The sequence below is a fragment of the Vibrio sp. V30_P3S12P165 genome (assembly GCF_009904905.1).
Taxonomy (GTDB): Bacteria; Pseudomonadota; Gammaproteobacteria; order Enterobacterales; family Vibrionaceae; genus Vibrio; species Vibrio fujianensis.
Genome location: NZ_WXWH01000030.1, coordinates 122,851 through 141,489 on the forward strand (window position 1 = coordinate 122,851; position 18,639 = coordinate 141,489).

General features: G+C 43.4%; 17 protein-coding genes. 9 read left to right on the top strand and 8 right to left on the bottom strand.

The genetic code is table 11. The annotated features are described in order from the left end of the window. Window positions 1-79 precede the first annotated feature (79 nt). Complete coding sequence (locus tag CAG57_RS06205) at window positions 80-601, top strand: NUDIX hydrolase (protein ID WP_099612388.1); 522 nt, start codon at window positions 80-82, stop codon at window positions 599-601. A 178-nt stretch (window positions 602-779) separates the two neighbouring features. Continuing rightward, window positions 780-1,529: a TetR/AcrR family transcriptional regulator gene (locus CAG57_RS06210; protein ID WP_099612386.1), complete on the top strand. Its 750-nt coding sequence runs from the start codon at window positions 780-782 to the stop codon at window positions 1,527-1,529. A 41-nt stretch (window positions 1,530-1,570) separates the two neighbouring features. Here CAG57_RS06210 and CAG57_RS06215 read toward each other — a convergent pair whose 3' ends face one another. Continuing rightward, window positions 1,571-2,836, bottom strand: a complete 1,266-nt coding sequence (locus CAG57_RS06215) for a DEAD/DEAH box helicase (protein ID WP_161430478.1) — start codon at window positions 2,834-2,836, stop codon at window positions 1,571-1,573. Between the two features lie 428 nt (window positions 2,837-3,264). On the opposite strand from CAG57_RS06215, the gene CAG57_RS06220 reads away from it, so the two are divergent. Both CAG57_RS06220 and CAG57_RS06225 read left to right on the top strand, forming a co-directional pair. Further along, a complete protein-coding gene (locus tag CAG57_RS06220; RefSeq protein ID WP_161428282.1) occupies window positions 3,265-4,470 on the top strand; it encodes an aromatic amino acid transport family protein in 1,206 nt (401 codons plus the stop codon). A 487-nt stretch (window positions 4,471-4,957) separates the two neighbouring features. Continuing rightward, window positions 4,958-6,382 (top strand): methyl-accepting chemotaxis protein, encoded by a 1,425-nt coding sequence (locus CAG57_RS06225; protein ID WP_161428283.1) that lies wholly within the window; start codon window positions 4,958-4,960, stop codon window positions 6,380-6,382. 95 nt (window positions 6,383-6,477) lie between these two features. Here the strand turns inward: CAG57_RS06225 and CAG57_RS06230 are convergent, their stop codons facing one another. Further along, on the bottom strand, window positions 6,478-7,914 hold the full coding sequence (locus tag CAG57_RS06230) for an FAD-dependent oxidoreductase (protein WP_161428284.1): 1,437 nt from the start codon (window positions 7,912-7,914) through the stop codon (window positions 6,478-6,480). Between the two features lie 62 nt (window positions 7,915-7,976). Here CAG57_RS06230 and CAG57_RS06235 point away from each other — a divergent pair, with 62 nt between their 5' ends. Next, window positions 7,977-8,210 carry a hypothetical protein gene (locus CAG57_RS06235; protein WP_099612382.1) on the top strand — a complete coding sequence of 78 codons (234 nt, stop codon included), beginning with the start codon at window positions 7,977-7,979 and terminating at the stop codon, window positions 8,208-8,210. Window positions 8,211-8,270: 60 nt separating this feature from the next. On the opposite strand, the gene CAG57_RS06240 is transcribed toward CAG57_RS06235, so the two are convergent. Together CAG57_RS06240 and CAG57_RS06245 are read right to left on the bottom strand one after the other, a co-directional pair. Then, window positions 8,271-10,712, bottom strand: coding sequence for an ABC transporter permease (locus tag CAG57_RS06240; RefSeq protein WP_161428285.1), 2,442 nt, complete (start codon window positions 10,710-10,712; stop codon window positions 8,271-8,273). After that, the gene (locus tag CAG57_RS06245; protein ID WP_161428286.1) at window positions 10,709-11,389 is read right to left on the bottom strand and encodes an ABC transporter ATP-binding protein; all 681 of its coding nucleotides are present in this window, start codon (window positions 11,387-11,389) and stop codon (window positions 10,709-10,711) included. The genes CAG57_RS06240 and CAG57_RS06245 overlap by 4 nt, the downstream gene beginning before the upstream one ends. Here CAG57_RS06245 and tesA point away from each other — a divergent pair. From tesA to CAG57_RS06260, 3 genes are all read left to right on the top strand, one after another. Further along, window positions 11,388-12,026, top strand: a complete 639-nt coding sequence (gene tesA / locus CAG57_RS06250; protein ID WP_161428287.1) for a multifunctional acyl-CoA thioesterase I/protease I/lysophospholipase L1 — start codon at window positions 11,388-11,390, stop codon at window positions 12,024-12,026. The two genes, CAG57_RS06245 and tesA, sit on opposite strands and share 2 nt — an antisense overlap. A gap of 125 nt (window positions 12,027-12,151) precedes the next feature. Beyond that, window positions 12,152-13,348, top strand: a complete 1,197-nt coding sequence (gene fabV, locus CAG57_RS06255; RefSeq protein ID WP_161428288.1) for an enoyl-ACP reductase FabV — start codon at window positions 12,152-12,154, stop codon at window positions 13,346-13,348. Between the two features lie 260 nt (window positions 13,349-13,608). Then, window positions 13,609-15,258, top strand: coding sequence for an ABC-ATPase domain-containing protein (locus CAG57_RS06260; RefSeq protein WP_161428289.1), 1,650 nt, complete (start codon window positions 13,609-13,611; stop codon window positions 15,256-15,258). A 99-nt stretch (window positions 15,259-15,357) separates the two neighbouring features. On the opposite strand, the gene CAG57_RS06265 is transcribed toward CAG57_RS06260, so the two are convergent. After that, entirely contained in the window at window positions 15,358-15,987 is a 630-nt protein-coding gene (locus CAG57_RS06265) for a DNA-J related domain-containing protein (protein WP_099612378.1), read from the bottom strand. A gap of 231 nt (window positions 15,988-16,218) precedes the next feature. Between CAG57_RS06265 and CAG57_RS06270 the strand changes: the two genes are divergently transcribed. Beyond that, a complete protein-coding gene (locus tag CAG57_RS06270) occupies window positions 16,219-16,824 on the top strand; it encodes a DUF2238 domain-containing protein (RefSeq protein WP_161428290.1) in 606 nt (201 codons plus the stop codon). Window positions 16,825-16,844: 20 nt separating this feature from the next. Here CAG57_RS06270 and cutA read toward each other — a convergent pair whose 3' ends face one another. The 3 genes from cutA to CAG57_RS06285 all read right to left on the bottom strand — a co-directional run bounded on the left by cutA (window position 16,845) and on the right by CAG57_RS06285 (window position 18,515). Next, on the bottom strand, window positions 16,845-17,177 hold the full coding sequence (gene cutA / locus CAG57_RS06275) for a divalent-cation tolerance protein CutA (protein ID WP_099612376.1): 333 nt from the start codon (window positions 17,175-17,177) through the stop codon (window positions 16,845-16,847). Between the two features lie 22 nt (window positions 17,178-17,199). Continuing rightward, window positions 17,200-17,856 (bottom strand): HAD family hydrolase, encoded by a 657-nt coding sequence (locus CAG57_RS06280; protein ID WP_099612375.1) that lies wholly within the window; start codon window positions 17,854-17,856, stop codon window positions 17,200-17,202. 110 nt (window positions 17,857-17,966) lie between these two features. Then, window positions 17,967-18,515 carry a hypothetical protein gene (locus tag CAG57_RS06285; RefSeq protein WP_237665769.1) on the bottom strand — a complete coding sequence of 183 codons (549 nt, stop codon included), beginning with the start codon at window positions 18,513-18,515 and terminating at the stop codon, window positions 17,967-17,969. Between the last annotated feature and the right edge of the window lie 124 nt (window positions 18,516-18,639).

The window sequence follows — 18,639 nt, forward strand, 5'->3', positions numbered from 1 at the left end:
AAAATAACGCCATCGCCGTTGGGATAGGCTCAGTAATTAGGGTAAGGTGCCCCTTTCAGATTGCAACGAAGACCGTTTCATGAGTAAAACCGTACATCAATGGAAATCAATTAGCTTAGTGGAAGAGTCGGTGACCTTACCGACAGGAAAAGTGATCACCCATACCACGATAAAGCATCCTGGCGCTGCAGTTATTTTGCCGCTTACCCGTGATAATAAAATTATTCTGATTAATCAGTTTCGACCCTCGTTAAATAAATGGTTGCTAGAACTTCCTGCCGGAACCATTGAGGAGAACGAACTCACTCTCGACTGTGCTCAACGTGAATTAGAAGAAGAAACGGGTTACAGCGCTCAAGAATGGATTCAATTGGGGCAAGTCACCCCTATGGCCGGGTTTTGTGATGAAATTCAACACTTATTCGTTGCCAAGCAACTCAAGTTGACCACTCGTTTAGTTTGCGATGATGATGAAGTGATTGAAGTATTGGCTTTATCAATGGCTGAACTTGAGCAGAAAATTATAAACGGTGAAATCAGTGATGCCAAAACCATTGCTTGCCTAAGTAAAGCAAAATTATGTGGCTATCTGCCCAAATAAACGATGTGATAAGAGGTATTTTTTATTGCTCAATCGGCACAAAACGCTTCCCATTTCTTGAAAAACAGCAACACAAGATGATGAATTGTGCAGTCAATCGCTCAAGCGAGCCGTTGTTGGTGAAAGTTGCCCCGGTATCTGGTAAAACAGCGGTGATCTTGGTTGATGAAGAAGAGTAATGAACGAAAAAAGACAAGGGCGACGCAGCGCTCAAGATGCCCATCAAACTCGATGCCATATTCTTAAAATTGCGGCCAAACTATTTTGTGAACTCGGCTATGCACGCGTTTCGTTACGTCAGATCAGTGAAAAAGCCGGGGTTTCACATAGCTTAATTCGTCATCACTTCGGCAGTAAAGAAAAAATCTGGCACAGTATCAGTGATGGTATTCATGACTACATGGAGCATTATTTACGTCGAGTCATTGATGAGATTCCCAGCACCACTCCCGCAAATGTCAAACTGTACCTTTTTACGATGCGTTTACTCGCTCATGGGTTAATCATTAAACAACCCATCCAATTGATTGCTGATGCGGTACGGCAAGAAGACGCTTTGTTTGATTACTTTATCGACACATCGGGTGAAATCGAACATATTATTGAAAGTTTCGCTGAGCAATATAATCAGCAATGTCCAGAGTATCCGATCAAAATATGGGAAGTGAAATGGCAGATGATCATGTACACCCACAGTGCCGCTAGTTTAACCCCATTTTTAAGGGAAACCTGGCGTGACGAAAATGCAGATTTAGCGCAATGCCTACTCAAGCACTGGCAACTGTTTAATGAGTTAATGATTCATAAATATCGAATTACCCCCCAATACGTTCTCAGTCCTAACAGTGTAGAAGAGTTAGTTTATGACGTAGGCTATAGCTGGGAGCAGCAATGTGCAAAAATGCAAGAAGAAAACCTGTCTGACTGATGTCCCAACCATTGCTGTTTATTTTTATCAAGGATGATCTGTTATTTTTTTCCTCGTTTAGCGTGAATTTTTAACTTAGCTTTCAGTTTACGTTTTTCCGCTGAACGACTCAAACGACGGAGGGAGGGGGCCTCTGCGGCCTCGTATTCCAATGATGGTTCAAACCCTTTTAGCCATTCTTGAGGTAGCCGTTGATCAAGTAACTGTTCAATGGCTTGTAGCATCGGTTCTTCATCTGGGCTCATAAAAGAGATGGCCATTCCGGCTTGACCCGCTCGCCCAGTTCGCCCAATACGGTGCACGTAATCCTCTGCCTTATAAGGCATATCATAATTGATGACTTGTTCTAATTGGCAAATATCAATTCCTCTTGCCGCAACATCGGTGGCAATCAATGCTCGAATTTTTCCTGCTTTAAAATCGTCAAGTGCTTTCTGACGAGCACCCTGACTTTTATCACCATTGATCGACGCGGCTTTAATACCATCGAGTTTTAATTCTTGCGCTAAGGCATCACTGCCCTGCTTGGTTTTCGTAAACACTAAGACTTGTTGCCAATTGCGTGAGCCAATCAAATAGGCTAATAACTCACGCTTACGCTTTTTATCAACGGGGTACACCATTTGTGTCACCGTTTCTGCCGTTGAGTTCTCTGGTGTGACTTGGACTTCTTTGGGATCATGTAATAAACGATAAGCTAAACTTTTGACTTTATTATCAAAGGTTGCAGAAAAGAACAGCGTTTGTCTTGCTCGATTAAGCTTTCTTAACACACGTTGAATATCAGGCATAAAGCCCATGTCGAGCATTCTGTCGGCTTCATCCAAAACCAGTGTTTGCGTCTGCCCAAGGTATACACTTTTTACATGAACATGATCAAGAAGGCGTCCCGGTGTTGCCACTAAAATATCGGCCCCGCCTTGCAAGTTTTGCTTTTGCGTATTCATGCTGGTGCCGCCATAGGCTACAACAATTTTTAAATTGCTTCCCTTAGCATAAGCTTGTAGATGATCAAAAACTTGCTGGGCTAACTCTCGAGTAGGAACCAAAACTAACGCCCGAATATTATTACTCCCTGCTATGGACGTTACTGGCTCTTGCGCTAACCGCTGTAACAAGGGTAAGCCAAATGCGGCCGTTTTCCCCGTTCCCGTCTGTGCACCTGCCAATAAATCTTTTCCCGCTAGAATATGAGGAATGGCCTGCTTTTGAATTTCAGTCGGGGTATGAATGTTTAGTGCAGCTAAACGTTCAACCAAAGTAGGAGCAATACCTAATTGCAGGAAAGTTACCGAATGTGAAGACATATTTATTTACCTAAAAACGAATAGGCGCTCTGAGGATCGCCAACCGATAATGGGAGCGGATGATAGCAAATTTGTTAAACCTTGGCTTTAGTTAACCTCGCCGGTCTATGCTCATGGTGAGAGGTATTTTTGGCTCAGACCAAAAGACAGCCTACGGCTGTTTAAATTTCTCACTCACTGGCGGCCTACCAGCAACACCAAGTTGTTTGGCTATATTCATCAATAAATGATGACAAGCTAACCATTGCAAATAGTCAATGTGTACACTTAAATTTACATTTGTGGTTTTAAATTTTTACAACCCCATTGACCCATTACTATTCTTTGTTCAAAATAGACCAAAACAAGCAAAAAGACCGGATAACATTCGTTTCATTTCAACTGTTATCCTCTTGCAACCACAACAAACGTATATTTATATTTACATTATGAAAAAATCCAAACTCTTAGGCAGCAGTTTGATTATTGCTGGAACCACGATTGGAGCCGGAATGCTGGCGCTTCCTTTAGCATCCGCAGGTATCGGTTTTTCCACTTCGTTGATCATTATGCTCACATTATGGGCTCTTATGGCTTTTACGGCTTTGTTGATGGTTGAAATTCACCAATACGCCAGTAAGGACGCCACCTTACACACGTTAGCGAAAGAAATTCTTGGCGATAAAGGTAAATGGATTGCGACTTTTGCGATGCTTTTCCTCTTTTATTCGCTATGTGCCGCTTATATCGCAGGCGGCGGAGCTCAATTTACTCATCGCTTAGCGGAGTTAACAGGAATTGACGTTTCTGGCTCGATGGGAACCTTGCTGTTTACCTTTATTGTTGCAACGGTTGTTACGATTGGTACTGCCACGGTCGATAAAGTAAATCGCGTGCTATTTGCAGGGAAAATTATTGCCATGATTATGGTGCTCACATTCCTTGCTCCCAATGTCACAGAGTCTTATTTATTAAGTATGCCGTTAGAACAAGGGTTAGTCGTTGCCTCTATTCCCGTTATTTTTACCTCTTTTGGTTTTCATGGCAGTATTCCAGCGATTGTTAATTATCTTGATGGGCATACCCCATCGCTTCGTAAAGCGATTGTTATTGGCTCAGCCATTCCTTTGATTATTTATATTCTTTGGCAACTGGCGACGCTAGGTGTTGTCAGCCAAGCTAATTTAGTGCAAAACAGTGGGCTATCGGCACTGATTCGAACACTCGCACAAACCGCTCATCAATCAGGTTTAAGTAATATGATTGGTATCTTTGCAGATTTAGCACTGTTAACCTCTTTTCTTGGCGTCAGCTTAGGGCTGTTTGAATTTATGGGAGATACGCTACGTAAACCTGGTGCCCCGAAAAGTCGCCTTCGCGCTTCCATTGTTACCTATACACCACCTTTAGTGTTCGCACTATTTTATCCGCAAGGTTTTATTATGGCACTTGGCTACGCCGCCATTGCACTGGCTGTATTAGCCATTTTTTTACCGATTGCTATGGTAACGAAAGTCCGTCAACAAAATACCAGTGTGCACTATTACCAAGTGGTTGGAGGTAAACCTGCTTTACTCTTTACCGGTGCTGTTGGTTTCATCATTGTGACAGCGCAGCTTTTGATCACGGCGGGCATTCTGCCTGCCTTAGGTTAATCATCTCTGACTTAACCAACCCAGCTGAAGTGTTGTGGCACTTCAGCTGGGTTCTTTTGTCTTATATGGGGAGTGAACTTGCCGAAAGATCTGAATGGCAATACTGCCATGGTTCCGTTTGCTGATGAAGAATACGGATTATGTGAGCACCATGAGACTGTGCACGATAAAAAATTGCATGTTTATGATGATCGTGGCGGCGAAGCCCTTCGGCAATTTCCGGACACTCATAATCCATCAAATTACCAATGTCTCAGATCGTACAGTAATACGAGTTGCTAAAAAGTGGGCAAGTGAGCGTTCAGCGGGATAAGAAGCCTAGCGTACGTTTTCGTTCTATTGAGCTTTACCCCTATATATCGATCTATCTCTCATTTTTAATACTTTCATACATATTCATTTCATCAATTTATGAGATATTACACAACTTTGCATTCCTATCAGCCGTACACTTGCTGAGCTAAAAATCAGCTGCACCGGAGAGACTATGAAAGAAGTTCAATTCAGGATGATTGACCGTGTGTTTATTAAAATGTCGATCAACGATAAAATGTGGGCCATTTTGGCGCTCTTTATTTTAACACTTACTGCCTTGGCAGGATCCCGATACTGGCAAACCGTTCAAGACTTTGAAGCGCAAGCTAAATTGGCGGTCGAGTATAAATTACAGGGTATTCTTAGCCAAAAAGAGATCAGTAGCATTCCTGGTTTAGAGACTCGCCCCACTTTATCGGATACTCAATATCAACAAGGTCAAGCCGTGGCAACTGGGCGTGCCAGTAATGGGCAAGTCTATCGTTTGACTGAAGATTTTACCCAGCAAGAGCAAGCGATGCGGACAAGAGCTTTAACGACGCTATTGCTCAGTTCTTTGTGGCTAATCCCTTTTGTAATATTTACATATTGGGTCGCAACCTTTATTGGCGGCGCACTTTGGGTGTTATACACCACAACACAAAAAATTGCTCAAGGCGATCTAACGTCTCGGCTAGGATTCCATCCTGGGCGCGATGAATTTGGTACAATTGGTTGTGCATTAGATAATGCGATGGATACTCTCACCGATCTGGTGGTGACCGTAAAAGATAACTCAACCACACTCACTGAGACTTCACGCTCTTTTGCTAGCGAGATGAAAGAGAGTGAAACACAAATTTCCCATCAGTATGCATCGCTTGATTCCGTGGCAACGGCGATGGAACAAATGACCGCCTCAGCACAAGAAGTCTCTACTATTTCGTTACAGGCCAATCAACAAGCGGTTCAAGATTCTCAGCAAGTGGCTACCAGTCAACAACGTGTCAACCAAGCGATTAATGAAATTGAACAACTATCACGCTTTATTGCTCAAACCTCTTCATCGGTGACAACATTAAATGAAAATGCGATTCAAATAAATGAAGTGATAACCACGATCAACGCCATTTCTGAACAGACTAATTTATTGGCACTCAATGCCGCCATTGAAGCTGCGCGGGCCGGTGAACAAGGTCGAGGATTCGCAGTTGTCGCGGATGAAGTTCGTACCTTGGCAAGCCGAACTCAGTCTGCAACCGTCGAAATTCAAGCCATGATTGAAAAGCTCCAAACAGAAAGTCAGCACATTGCCAAAATTACCGATCAGACGGTTAGCCAAGCCGATACCAGCAGTCAATTGGTAACGGAAATTGGTCATGATATTGAACATATCGCAGAGTCATCACGCATGATTAACGATATGAGTGTGCAAATTTCAACGTCAGCAGAAGAACAAAGTGCGGTTGCTAATGATATTGCCTCTGAGTTGAGTGATATTCGTAACCAATCCAATACCATCCGCCGCGTGGCAGAACAGTCATCTTCAGGCATTCAGGAAATTGCTCAAGCGACACAAAACTTGAGCCAAATACTCAGCCGCTATCAAACCAACTAGCGTCTGTCCCCTGAACATCAAGCGAGTAGCCAACCAATTAGCGTAGCTACTCGCCTATCTCTATATCGCGTTGGTGAGTATATCCGGCACATGACTTATGTCGGCCCGACCACTTTCGCTAATGCCGCCAGATAACCGCGTTTTTCCGCAAGCTGAATTGCTTTTTGCTCTACTTCTTGTTCTGTTAAACGCATACTCATCGGATGTTGCTGCTCAATCGAGCATGGTACTGAATTTGCCACGAGTTGCCAGGTTGTCACAATTTTTCTCGCCGCTTCTAATGCCGAAGATCCTTTGACTATTTCTATTCGAGCATAATGGTTCGGTTCAAACGTCACGTCTGCTGCACGTAAAGATGCATCTTGTCCTGGAATCTGCTGCGCCCCAAACAATGGAGTTCCAGCCACCTCAGCAAAGGTGAACTCGGGAACGAATTGACTCATATGATCAATCGCACGACGTGTTCGCTTAGCCACTGCTTCTGCCGACCAACCTTGAGTCATTTTCTGCTGCAAATAATCGGGTAAGCGTGGTTGTGATGATTCTATACTCGAGGCAACTAATCCATCCTTAAACAAGGTAATATCTTGAGTCATACCATGCAATTGAAACACACCATCCGCGTAAGGCGTCAATTGAGCCATCCCTTGCGCAGTGCCTCTTGGCCCATGGAAAATCACTTCTGGCCATGCTTGGTAACAACGCGGCCAATGAGAAACATAAGCGGCTTTAAATTCAACCAACCGCTGACGAGGATTGGCCGTTAAATCATCGACAGTTCCAGTTTCATAACCGCAAGCATTAATCAAATAGTCACAGGTCAACGCATGTGTTTCGCCGCTACTATCTCGATAAGTAAGATGCCATTGATTATCGATGAAGGCTGAATTAATGAGCGTACTGTGGGTAAATACTTGGCAGTTATCTAAATGCTCTAGGGTTAATGTGGCACTAGCGGCAAGACGAAAAACACTCCAACCGTACTCTTGTACCGCAATAACCGGATATTTCAGTTGCGCTAAATCCGCATGTTGAGCAAATGGAATCAGCCACTCATCGAGTGTTTGAGGGCAATGAGGCTGGGTCAGTTTGGCTAACTGTGCTAATTCTTCTTGCTGGTAGAGACGATAATAGTGCTTGGGTTGACCAAGAATTTGATTACGAGGATCCTCGGCAACTAGCTGCTGATAAGCGGTACGAATGACTTCAAGCCGTGGCAACAGATCTTGTGGGTGTCCGGGATCAGAGTGTGGAACGGCAATCACGGTCGGTCTTTTGTTTAAGGTATGAGGATAAAGCCGAATGGTTTCTATCGATTGACGCAATAGCTCGATACATTGTGTTAAAGAGATTTCTCGATACAGATTACCTCCAGCATGAAGGTGGCATATCGGCGGGCCATCCACTAAGCCCGCATTTTTTTCCAGCAAGGTAACATTCACTCCTCGTTCACCGAGATGGATGGCTGCGGTACTCCCCGCGATGCCTCCGCCAATGATCGCCACGCTAGGAACCGATTGTGTTGATTTCATTGATATCATTTTACTGCCGCTGGTGATTGACTCGTTATCTAGTGTAAAACGAGTCAAGCGTTATGAAAATCACATTTTTCACAAGGTTATTGCTAGGGTCAGTTTCATCAGCAAACAGAAACCAGCTCACTCACGGTTTATTAAATAAAACAATGGATAAATTCGCCGGAAAAGATAAAAAAACACTTGACTCATTATTGGCAAATTTTGCCTTTTTTCATCATGTGAATAATCCAATTCCGGTAAGCTTGATTGCTATTGGCTTAACAGCAAAATGTAGCGGATTCATATGCTAAGTTATCCCAAACTTTATCCACCGTTTTTGTGGATAAGTGATTAACTTACTCAATGAATCGCTAATCAAAGGCTTTGTTTATTGGTGTTAATAATTTGTTTAGCAAGCTTCCGACAACTAGGGCTAACGTAAAACATGTCAGTAATGGTAGCAATAACCACATCTCCCAATGCATTTGAGGTGGCAGGGAAAATCCCCAATGCATAATACCAGCCACGACTGCCTCAGCACTCATACTGGCGATCAACCCAGCCACCAATGCCATTACACCAAATTCTGCCCAAATCGTGCTGTTAACGCGACGACGACTGGCTCCCAGCGTCCGGTAAAGTTGTAGTTCTTGCTGCCTTTGACTCAAGCTTAGCCGTAATAAAGTAAAGATGAGCAAGAGTCCAGCAAGCATACCTAAAGCGGCTAAGATGGTCATTGCCCAAACAATTTGGGTTAACAAGATTTGTATTTTTTCCCCCATCTGGCGAATGTCCATCAAGGTGACGGTTGGAAACTGCCTTGATAAGACGGTCAGCACAGACTGATGATCGGCATTAATACGAAAGCTGACCATCCAGCTGCCAGAAAAATTTGCCATCACATCAGGAGTAAAAATAAAAAAGAAGTTGGGTTTCATCTCACGCCATTCAACTGCACGAATGGAGTTAACCACGGCTTCAACAGGCTGACTGCTGATCAAAAAGGTGAGTCTATCGCCAAGATGAATGCCAAGTTCATTAGCCAGCGCTTGTTCAACCGAGACGCCGCTTTTATGGTTCCATTGCCCAGCCACAACCGGGTTATAGTTTGGCAATGCCTCTGACCACGTTAAATTAAGTTCCCGTCGTAAAGCATTCGGCCCCTCTCCATTTTCGACACGCATTTGAGCTGGCTGACCATTGATTTCGGTAAGACGACCTCGAATAATCGGAAAAGCAGTTGAGCGTTCAATCCCCGCATTATCGAGTTCGGCTAAATAAGCGGCCTTCTCATAACCCGCAATATTGATTGCAAAGGCATTAGGGGCATTCTCTGGCAATATTCTTTGCCAGTCGGCCAGTAAATCTGTTCGAACTAACCACATCACCGCTAACAACATTAAAGAGAGAGATAATGCCCCAAACTGAAGCCCTGTCACTAAACTAGAACGACTCATTCGGCTCAAAGCTAACCTCATCGAGGTGGTAAGCGGTAATCGATGTAATGCTCGTGTGATCGCCAAGCTCACTAACGCTAAAATAACAAACAGCCCCAGTATGCCAGCAATCACCATCCATACCAATGAGTTGTGCCAGTAAACAACAATCATCGATAATACGGGGGCCAGCAGTAGTGCACTATTCCAGAGTAGACGGGGCGATGTTCTGGTGCTTTGCATCACACTGATGGCTCTGATATTTAATAGATTTCCAAGTGGTATGCCTAACGCAGGGACGGCAATTAAGCCACTAGAGAATAACGCCACTAAAATTGGCCTGGTGCCATAAGCTGGTAATGGATCAGGCAATAGATCCGCTAATGGAATCCTTAATGCGTATTCCAATATAACCCCAATCACACTGCCCGCCACGGCCGCCACGGCAAACAACAGAAGCACCTGAATAGTTAGCCAGCGTGCAATCCATTTCTTGTTTGCACCAAGGCTTTTTAGCATCGCAATGGTACGTTGTCGGCTTGCTACGTAATGCTGACACGTTAACACTAACGTTGCCGCGGCCATAATAATGACCAATGCCAAGGTCAATGATAGATATTGCTGAGTACGTTCAAACACTTCATTGGTTCGATTGGCTGTTGCTGTCTCTCGCCATTCGTCGCTAGGGGTCAATTCAACCGTGTCTTGCAGTGCCAATCGTTCATGTTCAGTCGCATTAATAAATAAGCGATACTGAACTCGACTACCCAATTGTATCGCGCCTGTTTTTTCAATATCCATTTGATGAATCAATACCGTTGGCATTTGCTGAAATGGATTAAAGCTTAATCCGGGTTGGGTCATGATTTTCCCAGTCACGATAAAATCAGCGTCTCCAACGCTCATGGCATCCCCCACCTCTACCTCTAACTGGGAAAACAAACGCTCATCAAGCCATAGTTCATTGGTGGATACATGTTGCAAGGTACGCTGCCCATCAGACAATATCAGCGAGCCACGTAAAGGGTATTGGCTATCAACCGCTTTAACCGTCACCAGTTGCATAGCATGCTCACTAAATGCCATGGTCGTGAAACGAGTCATTTGTGACGTGGCCAAACCACGTTGCTCCGTCATCTGTAATAACGTGGTCGGTATTGGATTGGCAGAAACAAAAACGCTATCAGCAGTTAAGGCTTCTTTCCCTTGCTTAACAACAACTTGTTCCATACGTTGTGCTAACGCTGTTAATGCAAAAACACAGGCAATAATCAAGGTTAAAGCTATTGAAATCGGCCATAACTGACCATGGCGAATCTCATTTAAACTCCACCGCATAAGACGCCAATTAAGCGTCAAAGAAGACAGAGGGTTCATTTTTGCTCCTCCAATAACCCTGAATGCATATAAAAACAGCGATCGCAACGCGCAGCTAACTGAGTATCATGGGTCACTAACACTAGGGTTGTTCCATGTTGTTGGTTCAGATCAAATAAAAGATCAATAATTTTGCTTGCGGTTTCTTGATCGAGATTCCCAGTTGGCTCATCTGCAAATAAGATTTGTGGCTCCACCATAAACGCTCGAGCTATCGCTACGCGTTGTTGCTCACCTCCAGAAAGCTGCGCCGGTAAGTGATGCATTCGATGCGCTAAGCCTACTGACGTGAGCAGTGCTTCTGCGCGTGGTTTATTTTCTGACTCTCCTTTTAATAAACAAGGTAAAGTCACATTTTCAAGTGCTGACAAGCTTGGAATCAGTAAGAAGCTTTGGAACACAAACCCCACTGAACGACTTCGAATTGCCGCTCGCGCTTCATCATCTAATGTGGCTAGTGGATGACCAAGCAGATGAATTTCACCATGACTAGGTACATCTAACCCCGCCAGCAGTGTCATCAACGTTGACTTTCCAGCCCCAGAACTGCCTACAATAGCCACACTTTCTCCGGCATAAATCGTCAGATTAATGTCACGGAGGATTGTCAATGACTCCTGTTTGGTGGAGACTAGTTTAGATAATGATTGTACAGAGATAATAACGGAGCTTTGCATGGCGAAATGGTTTTCCTTGTTATTAATATGGTTTATTCCTGCGAGCGCTATCATGTTCGCTACCAATGTTAGTAGTAGCACACTATTAATCTTAGGTGATAGTCTAAGCGCAGGATATCAAATGCCTTTGCAACAAGCTTGGCCCAATTTATTAGGGAATAAACTTGCCCAACACTCTGCTGGCGTCACGGTGGTCAATGGCAGCATTTCCGGTGACACCACCGGAAATGGGCTAGAGCGGCTACCGGCATTATTAGAACAACATCACCCAGAATGGGTTTTGATTGCGCTAGGTGCTAATGATGGATTACGTGGTTTTCCGCCTCACATTATTGAACATAATTTACGAGCCATGATCACACAGATCCAAGCTAAGAATGCACAAGCGATTATCATGCAAATCTTGACACCTCCGAATTATGGTCGTCGCTACAGTGATGCCTTTGCAAACATTTATCCTCGCTTAAGCGAGGACTTCTCTCTCCCTTTAATCCCTTTTTTTCTCGAACAGGTGATCATAAATCCCGAATGGATGATGGCAGATGGCCTACACCCAACCTCAGATGCCCAACCTTGGATAGCAAACTACATGACAGAGCAGCTCACTCCTTGGCTCTATGTTGAGTCATCCCAATGACAGAACCATGCTTCACAAGCATCTAATGATGGTTAAAAGTCTCTTTTTTAATGGTCTAGCTCAATAAACTTTACCTAGCTTTACGTTATGTTGAAGCCTCCCCAAGTAGCAATAGGTAATTTTTTATGCGCATAGAGCCGATTATCCAAGGTGTGGTTGCTCGCACCGCCCACCCTTTGGGATGCAAACAAGCTGTACTCGAACAAATTCGTTACGTCAAATCAGCAAAGGCTATTTCTCACGGGCCGAAACGAGTTTTAATCCTTGGGTCTTCCTCGGGGTTTGGGCTGGCTGCGCGAATTGCGCTTACTTTTGGGGGATCTGATGCAGATACGATAGGCGTTTCCTTTGAGCGAGCCCCCTCTGAAAATCGTATCGGAAGCGCGGGTTTCTACAATAATATTTTTTTTAAGCAGCAAGCAGAAAAAGCCGGACGCACTGCTATCAATATTAATGGCGATGTGTTTTCAAAAGAAATCAAAGGACAAGTTATTGAAGCCATTGAAACTTATTTTGAAGGTGAAGTTGATTTAATCATCTACAGTATCGCTAGTGGTAAGCGTCGCAAGCCTGAATCGGATCAGTTTTGGCACTCCGTCATTAAACCCATCGGAGAGTCCGTCTCTGGTGCGACCATTTTGCTAGAAAATGATACATGGCTAGAAACAACCCTTCCGCCCGCCACAGAAGAAGAAATTGATCATACCTTAAAGGTGATGGGTGGCGAAGATTGGGAAAGCTGGATCGACACATTAATTAATAATGACTCACTCGCCCAAGGTTGTAAAACCATCGCTTTTTCTTATGTTGGCCCCAAAATGACTCACCCTATTTACCTAGATGGAACATTAGGCAGAGCCAAAATCGACCTTCACCAAACCAGCCATTCATTGAATTTAAAACTAGCAAACTTTGACGGTAACGCTTATGCGACTGTATGCAAGGCCTTAGTCACCAAAGCCAGTGTTTTTATTCCGGCGTTTACCCCTTATCTGCTGGCGCTTTATCGGGTGATGAAAGAGAAAGGAACTCATGAAGGCTGTATTGAACAAATGCAACGACTCTTTAGTGATAAATTGTATGCCAACGTTCCAGTACCAGTAGATAGTGAAAGGCTATTACGTATGGATGACTGGGAATTAAACCCAGAGACTCAAACCCGTGTTCAAGAGATCGTACAACACATGACGGCAAATAATTTTGCAAAAATTGGCGATTATGATGGATTTAAACAGGATTTCTTGCGACTCAATGGGTTTGGCATGCAAGAAGTAGACTACCAAACCGAGGTTGATTTATCCTCATTTATTCCATCACGCTAGTCTGAATTTGGTTGTTGCTGTTATTCGCCTGCGCTACAACAGAAAATTGAGGGATATGGATGAAAGTCATCGTTGGCTTTCATCATTACCATAAGCATTAGATAAAAAATATTGATACCGTGCGTTCAGCATTAATCAATTATCAGCCACAAACGAGATAAATCTTTTCCTAACCGGTGGGATTATTTATCATGCTTTACTCTGTGCGGGGTGCTCCCTATAATCCCCCTCCTTTCTTGCCCTAATAAGTGATACTCGAGATGGATTTACTAATAGCGACACTGAAAAAACTCGAAAAACAGAATTACCGTCTTTATCAAAAAATCAAAGGACAGTATGATTTTACTGACTTTACTCTGTTTATCGATCACGTTCAGCCTGATCCTTATGCTTCCGCCTCCCGATTACGTGCGACGCGTGCATGGTCACTCACTGGTTTAGAGTGGGTTAAACAGCAATCGCCAGCCTATCAACAAGCGGCACGTGACTTTATCGCTCGGCGCTTTGCTGAACTGGCAAAACAAGAAAACAGCTTATCTATCGCCTTAACTGGACAAACCGTGCTCGATAGTACCGCCGTTATTTTTAATGATGAGGGTATTGAACTGCGCTTTCGTATCAACTTGCCAGCTGAAGGGCGCGATATTTTAGCTAAAAAAGCACTTAACATTTTAACCTTTCATCTGCCTAAATTTGTTCGCCGTGCTACCCTTGAGCGAGAATTAGATAAACAAGCTTTCATTCAGCATTGCCAACTGATTGAAGATCAAGACGCTATGCGTAACCAGCTCACTGAACACGGTTTGGTGGCATTTGTTGCCAATGGCAGTATTTTACCTCGCCTCGCTGGTGATAGTGATCTTCCAATGACAGAAGCGGTTCCTTTTCAGGCCCCCTCTAGCTTACAAGTTACCTTATCAACGCCCAACCAAGGCTTAATAACCGGAATGGGGATTCCCAAAGGCATCACGTTAATTGTGGGTGGTGGGTTCCATGGTAAATCGACCTTATTAACCGCATTAGAACGTTCTATCTACAATCATATTCCCGGCGATGGTCGTGAACGTGTTGTCATGGATACTCACGCAATGAAAATTCGGGCTGAAGAAGGACGTTGTGTTCATCATCTTAACTTGTCTAATTATATCAACCACCTTCCGATGGGCAAACATACCCATGACTTCAGCACACAAGATGCTTCTGGGTCGACCTCTCAAGCCGCTTGGTTACAAGAATCAATAGAAGCAGGCGCAAAAACCTTGTTGATTGACGAAGATACCTCTGCCACTAACTTTATGATCCGTGATGAAAGAATGCAGGCCCTCGTCAGCAAAGGCGATGAACCGATCACGCCTCTCGTTGATCGTATTGGTCAATTGCGTGACACATTAGGCATTTCTACCTTGATCGTTATGGGAGGGTCTGGGGATTACCTCGATGTAGCAGATACTGTTATTCAAATGCATGACTATCAAGCGCTTGATGTGACAAAAAAAGCCAAAGTGGTTATAGAACAACACCCAACGTTACGTCGTAACGAATGTGACACGCCACTCACGATATTAACTCCGCGCCAACTGAATCGCAGCGGACTACAAAAGTTATTGGCTGAGGGTAAATTCCGCGTTTCTGCAAAAGGAAAAGGCTCACTCCGTTTTGGCAAAGAGTTGACTGATATTTCTGCACTCGAGCAATTAGAATCCACCTCTGAAATTAATGCCATTGGCTGGTTATGGTTTCAGTTGGCTCAACAGCCAGGATGGTCAACTAACCCGGCATTGGAGATGGAAAAGCTACTTGATGGGCAGTGGTATGCAAACATGCCAAATCAAGGCGATCTCGCTAAGCCGCGTATTCTTGATGCAATGGCCGCTTTAAACCGTTTACGCAAAGCCCAATTTAAGGGCTAAAACATCCGCTCTTTATTGCATCGATCTTTATTGCTTTATTCTGCCAAGCTCTACTCTGAATAAGGCAATAAGACCATAAAGATGCGTGACGGCTCAATACTAAGCTTCTGGTTCTTGGCGTAAAACGTTCCATGCAGCACATAAGATTCGAAAGCGCTCTGCGTTACCGTTATCCCGATCTGGATGCCAGCGCAGTGCCAGTTTTCGCCAAGTTTTTCGAATTTCAAAAGAGGAAGCCTCTTCTGTTAATTCAAACAAACGCAATGCTTTAGCACGATCTAAGGTTTTAATACTCTCCCCGCCCACAAAACGTTGGTAGCGAGTCCAAAACTCATTCAATAAACGTCTAACTTCCCCTTCACTTGCTTCGTAGTGCTCCCAGTGGGTGTAATAGTCTCGTAGTGGATCATGATCATCAATCACGTATTGCGCATGACGAAACATCGGGCGTAAAGCAATGTCCATCGCTTCAACCTGAAGCCAACTTTTGGGGTAGAGCATCTCTTGTAACTGGTACAGAGCATTCATAATCAAAAAATTGCGCTTAAAAAGATCTTTCTCTCCAGTCGCATCCAAAACTGGCATTAACCCTTGCTCGCTTAAATGTGCCGCCAAGGTGTGCACCTTCCAGCCCGAAGGTTGGCGCTTTAGCACTTCCAAAATGGGCCATAATAATGGATTTTCCATATACGATTGAAAGGTTGTGCTCAATGCTTGTGTATGTGACATGCGATCCCCATCCTTGCCTGTATGCTATATATTCAAAGCTAAAGTAAAGGATTTGTCGAGTACCATCCTATCTAGATTGTCAGTTTTTGAACTCGGCTCTGTTTCTTAGCCGCTTATCGAATAAAACGAGGTAAAACCCTTCTTGCTGTCTAACACTTACTCGAAGTAAAATACCAATTGAACACTGTTCACAAGGAAATTACTGATGTTGATGAGGGAATACAAATCGTTATGATACTATCCAAACCCATCGCTTTATTTACTCTAGCTTATTTACCTATTTTCCTGTTTTCGGCAATAGCTCCTACTTCCCATGCGGTATGGATTGCTGAAATTTTACCAGCAATATTAATCCTATCGGCTTTATGGTGGCTCTCGTACTACCATACGTTAAGTAAAACAGCTTACTTACTTGCTTTTATCTGGTTGGCATTGCATACAATTGGTGCTAAATACACCTTTGCTGAGGTTCCTTTTGATTGGTTTAATCAGCTTGTTCATTCTTCTCGCAATCAGTTTGATCGAGTCGCACATTTTGCGATTGGTTTATATGCCTACCCCATCGCCGAATGGTTATTGCGCCGACAGTTAGCTAACCGGATGATCGCCACTTTATTTGCACTTTTTTCTGTTATGAGCGTCGCTGCAGGATATGAAATTATTGAATGGTGGTATGCAGAGCTTGCGGGTGGCGAGGAAGGTTTAGCGTTTTTAGGTTCACAAGGTGATATTTGGGATGCGCAAAAAGATATGCTTTGCGATACATTAGGTGGCATCACAGCACTGATCATCCTGAATTGGCAGTGCCACAAAAACCCACATCGATTTACCCAGTAACGGTCGATACAATGCAGATGCTACTGTTCATTGATCTGAGTATGTTGATTTAACCAAGATAAATAAGGATCAAATCCTTCGCTAATTGGAAGCTGTATAATTTCAGGAATTTGATAGCAGTGTAAACGAATGATTTCCTCCTCTAGCGCTGGATAACAGGCTATACGCGTTTTTATAATCAATAAAATTTCATCGTCACAACAAATTTCATTATTCCAGCGATAATGGCTCTGAATAGGTAAGGTCTGTATACAAGCAGATAAGTGCTTAGAGAGCAAAGATTGAACCATCAACTGAGCATTTTCTGGCCGGTTGGTGGTCGTTAATACTATACAAAAGCTTTCATTACTCATGACATCCTCAGCATTATTTGACTTAGAATAGATACTCTATCAGCTCATCCAATTGGCTTATTAATTGAACATTAGGATGATGAAAATGGTTCAATGAGCTGAGTGGCTGAAGCTGAAATGTGGCAACACCTGCACTGACTCCCGCTTTCACGCCTTTTGCTGTATCATCCACATAAACGCACTCATCAAGAGAAAACCCCATATTCATGGCGCAATAGCGAATAAGATCGGGCTCAGGTTTCCAACTGTTTGCCTCGAAAGCTGAAAAGATTTTACCATCAAAGCGCTCTGCCAATCCGGCCCGAGAGAGACAACTGACCATTTTTTCATAAGGGGCATTGGAAGCCACACAATATTCAATCTGATACTTGTCAAGCTGTTGCAATAAAAATTCACTACCAGGCATCGCTTTAAGTTGTGTCATAAAAATAGACTCAAGTTCTTGTCGGTAGCGGGATTCTAACAGATCGAGATCGGCACTCATTCCTGCTAATTCTAGTGTATCTGATAAAATATCGGCAATTTTCCCTCCAGAAAAATGCTGAGCCACATCCTGGAACGTTAATTGCGCACCTAATGCATTAAACACTTTAACTAAAGCCATGCAGCATAAACGTTCACTATCAACTAAGGTTCCTTCGCAATCAAATATCACGCAGCGAAACTTTGCTTTTTCCATATTACACCTCCTGTTACTCAAAAGTGTATACGGATAGATGCATAACAAAATGATACAGTTAACAGAATCAAGTAAGATGACCCAACCGATGCTTATATCTTCAAGCTATGTCACTCTTCTTGCCCACTCGTTGGCAACTCTGATTCAATATATAGACGGCCACTAAATGGACGACCTTCGAGCCATTTTTCGAACACGGCACAAGCAAAATCATTCGGTGTTCCCAAAACCTTCTGATTATGAATGACGATATCGGAGATCAATACACTTTGTTCGCATTCGGTTAACAAGGCAGCCGCTACTGGTTGTGTATCCACAAATCCTAAAAATAGAGAACAAGGTGACGAATAAATGATTTGCGTAAAAAATTCCACCAGCAATGCCCGTTGCTCTTCTTGTGGACAACGTGATGCCTGAAGTAATGCAAACATAATCGTCAAGCGATGAAAATCAACTAAATAAATATTATTTAGATGAATACCATGCTGAGTATTGAATGCCAGTGGAGTAACCTGCTGCTGTCTATTGAGCGATAGATAAAGATCTCGTCCTTGAATACTCTCTGGGGTTGGATATAACACATTGACATGCTGACAAAGCCAGTTGTTTTTTTTATCCACAATGGCTTGCATAGCAAGATCGACAAAAACGTGGGTCATAAGGTGATACTTCTTATTATGAAAGCGAGACATCGATAATGAGCCCTTCACTATCAACATCAACCGCGGTATTGTGGCTATCTTAGCATAATTCTCCCCTACCTTTCTTGTTCATTACTGCTAT

Bases quoted from the DNA above. Each gene is read 5' to 3' on its own strand.
- CAG57_RS06205 (WP_099612388.1), top strand. From the start codon at position 80: ATGAGTAAAACCGTACATCAATGGAAATCAATTAGCTTAGTGGAAGAG.
- CAG57_RS06210 (WP_099612386.1), top strand. From the start codon at position 780: ATGAACGAAAAAAGACAAGGGCGACGCAGCGCTCAAGATGCCCATCAA.
- CAG57_RS06215 (WP_161430478.1), bottom strand. From the start codon at position 2,836: ATGTCTTCACATTCGGTAACTTTCCTGCAATTAGGTATTGCTCCTACT.
- CAG57_RS06220 (WP_161428282.1), top strand. From the start codon at position 3,265: ATGAAAAAATCCAAACTCTTAGGCAGCAGTTTGATTATTGCTGGAACC.
- CAG57_RS06225 (WP_161428283.1), top strand. From the start codon at position 4,958: ATGAAAGAAGTTCAATTCAGGATGATTGACCGTGTGTTTATTAAAATG.
- CAG57_RS06230 (WP_161428284.1), bottom strand. From the start codon at position 7,914: ATGAAATCAACACAATCGGTTCCTAGCGTGGCGATCATTGGCGGAGGC.
- CAG57_RS06235 (WP_099612382.1), top strand. From the start codon at position 7,977: ATGAAAATCACATTTTTCACAAGGTTATTGCTAGGGTCAGTTTCATCA.
- CAG57_RS06240 (WP_161428285.1), bottom strand. From the start codon at position 10,712: ATGAACCCTCTGTCTTCTTTGACGCTTAATTGGCGTCTTATGCGGTGG.
- tesA (WP_161428287.1), top strand. From the start codon at position 11,388: ATGGCGAAATGGTTTTCCTTGTTATTAATATGGTTTATTCCTGCGAGC.
- CAG57_RS06245 (WP_161428286.1), bottom strand. From the start codon at position 11,389: ATGCAAAGCTCCGTTATTATCTCTGTACAATCATTATCTAAACTAGTC.
- fabV (WP_161428288.1), top strand. From the start codon at position 12,152: ATGCGCATAGAGCCGATTATCCAAGGTGTGGTTGCTCGCACCGCCCAC.
- CAG57_RS06260 (WP_161428289.1), top strand. From the start codon at position 13,609: ATGGATTTACTAATAGCGACACTGAAAAAACTCGAAAAACAGAATTAC.
- CAG57_RS06265 (WP_099612378.1), bottom strand. From the start codon at position 15,987: ATGTCACATACACAAGCATTGAGCACAACCTTTCAATCGTATATGGAA.
- CAG57_RS06270 (WP_161428290.1), top strand. From the start codon at position 16,219: ATGATACTATCCAAACCCATCGCTTTATTTACTCTAGCTTATTTACCT.
- cutA (WP_099612376.1), bottom strand. From the start codon at position 17,177: ATGAGTAATGAAAGCTTTTGTATAGTATTAACGACCACCAACCGGCCA.
- CAG57_RS06280 (WP_099612375.1), bottom strand. From the start codon at position 17,856: ATGGAAAAAGCAAAGTTTCGCTGCGTGATATTTGATTGCGAAGGAACC.
- CAG57_RS06285 (WP_237665769.1), bottom strand. From the start codon at position 18,515: ATGACCCACGTTTTTGTCGATCTTGCTATGCAAGCCATTGTGGATAAA.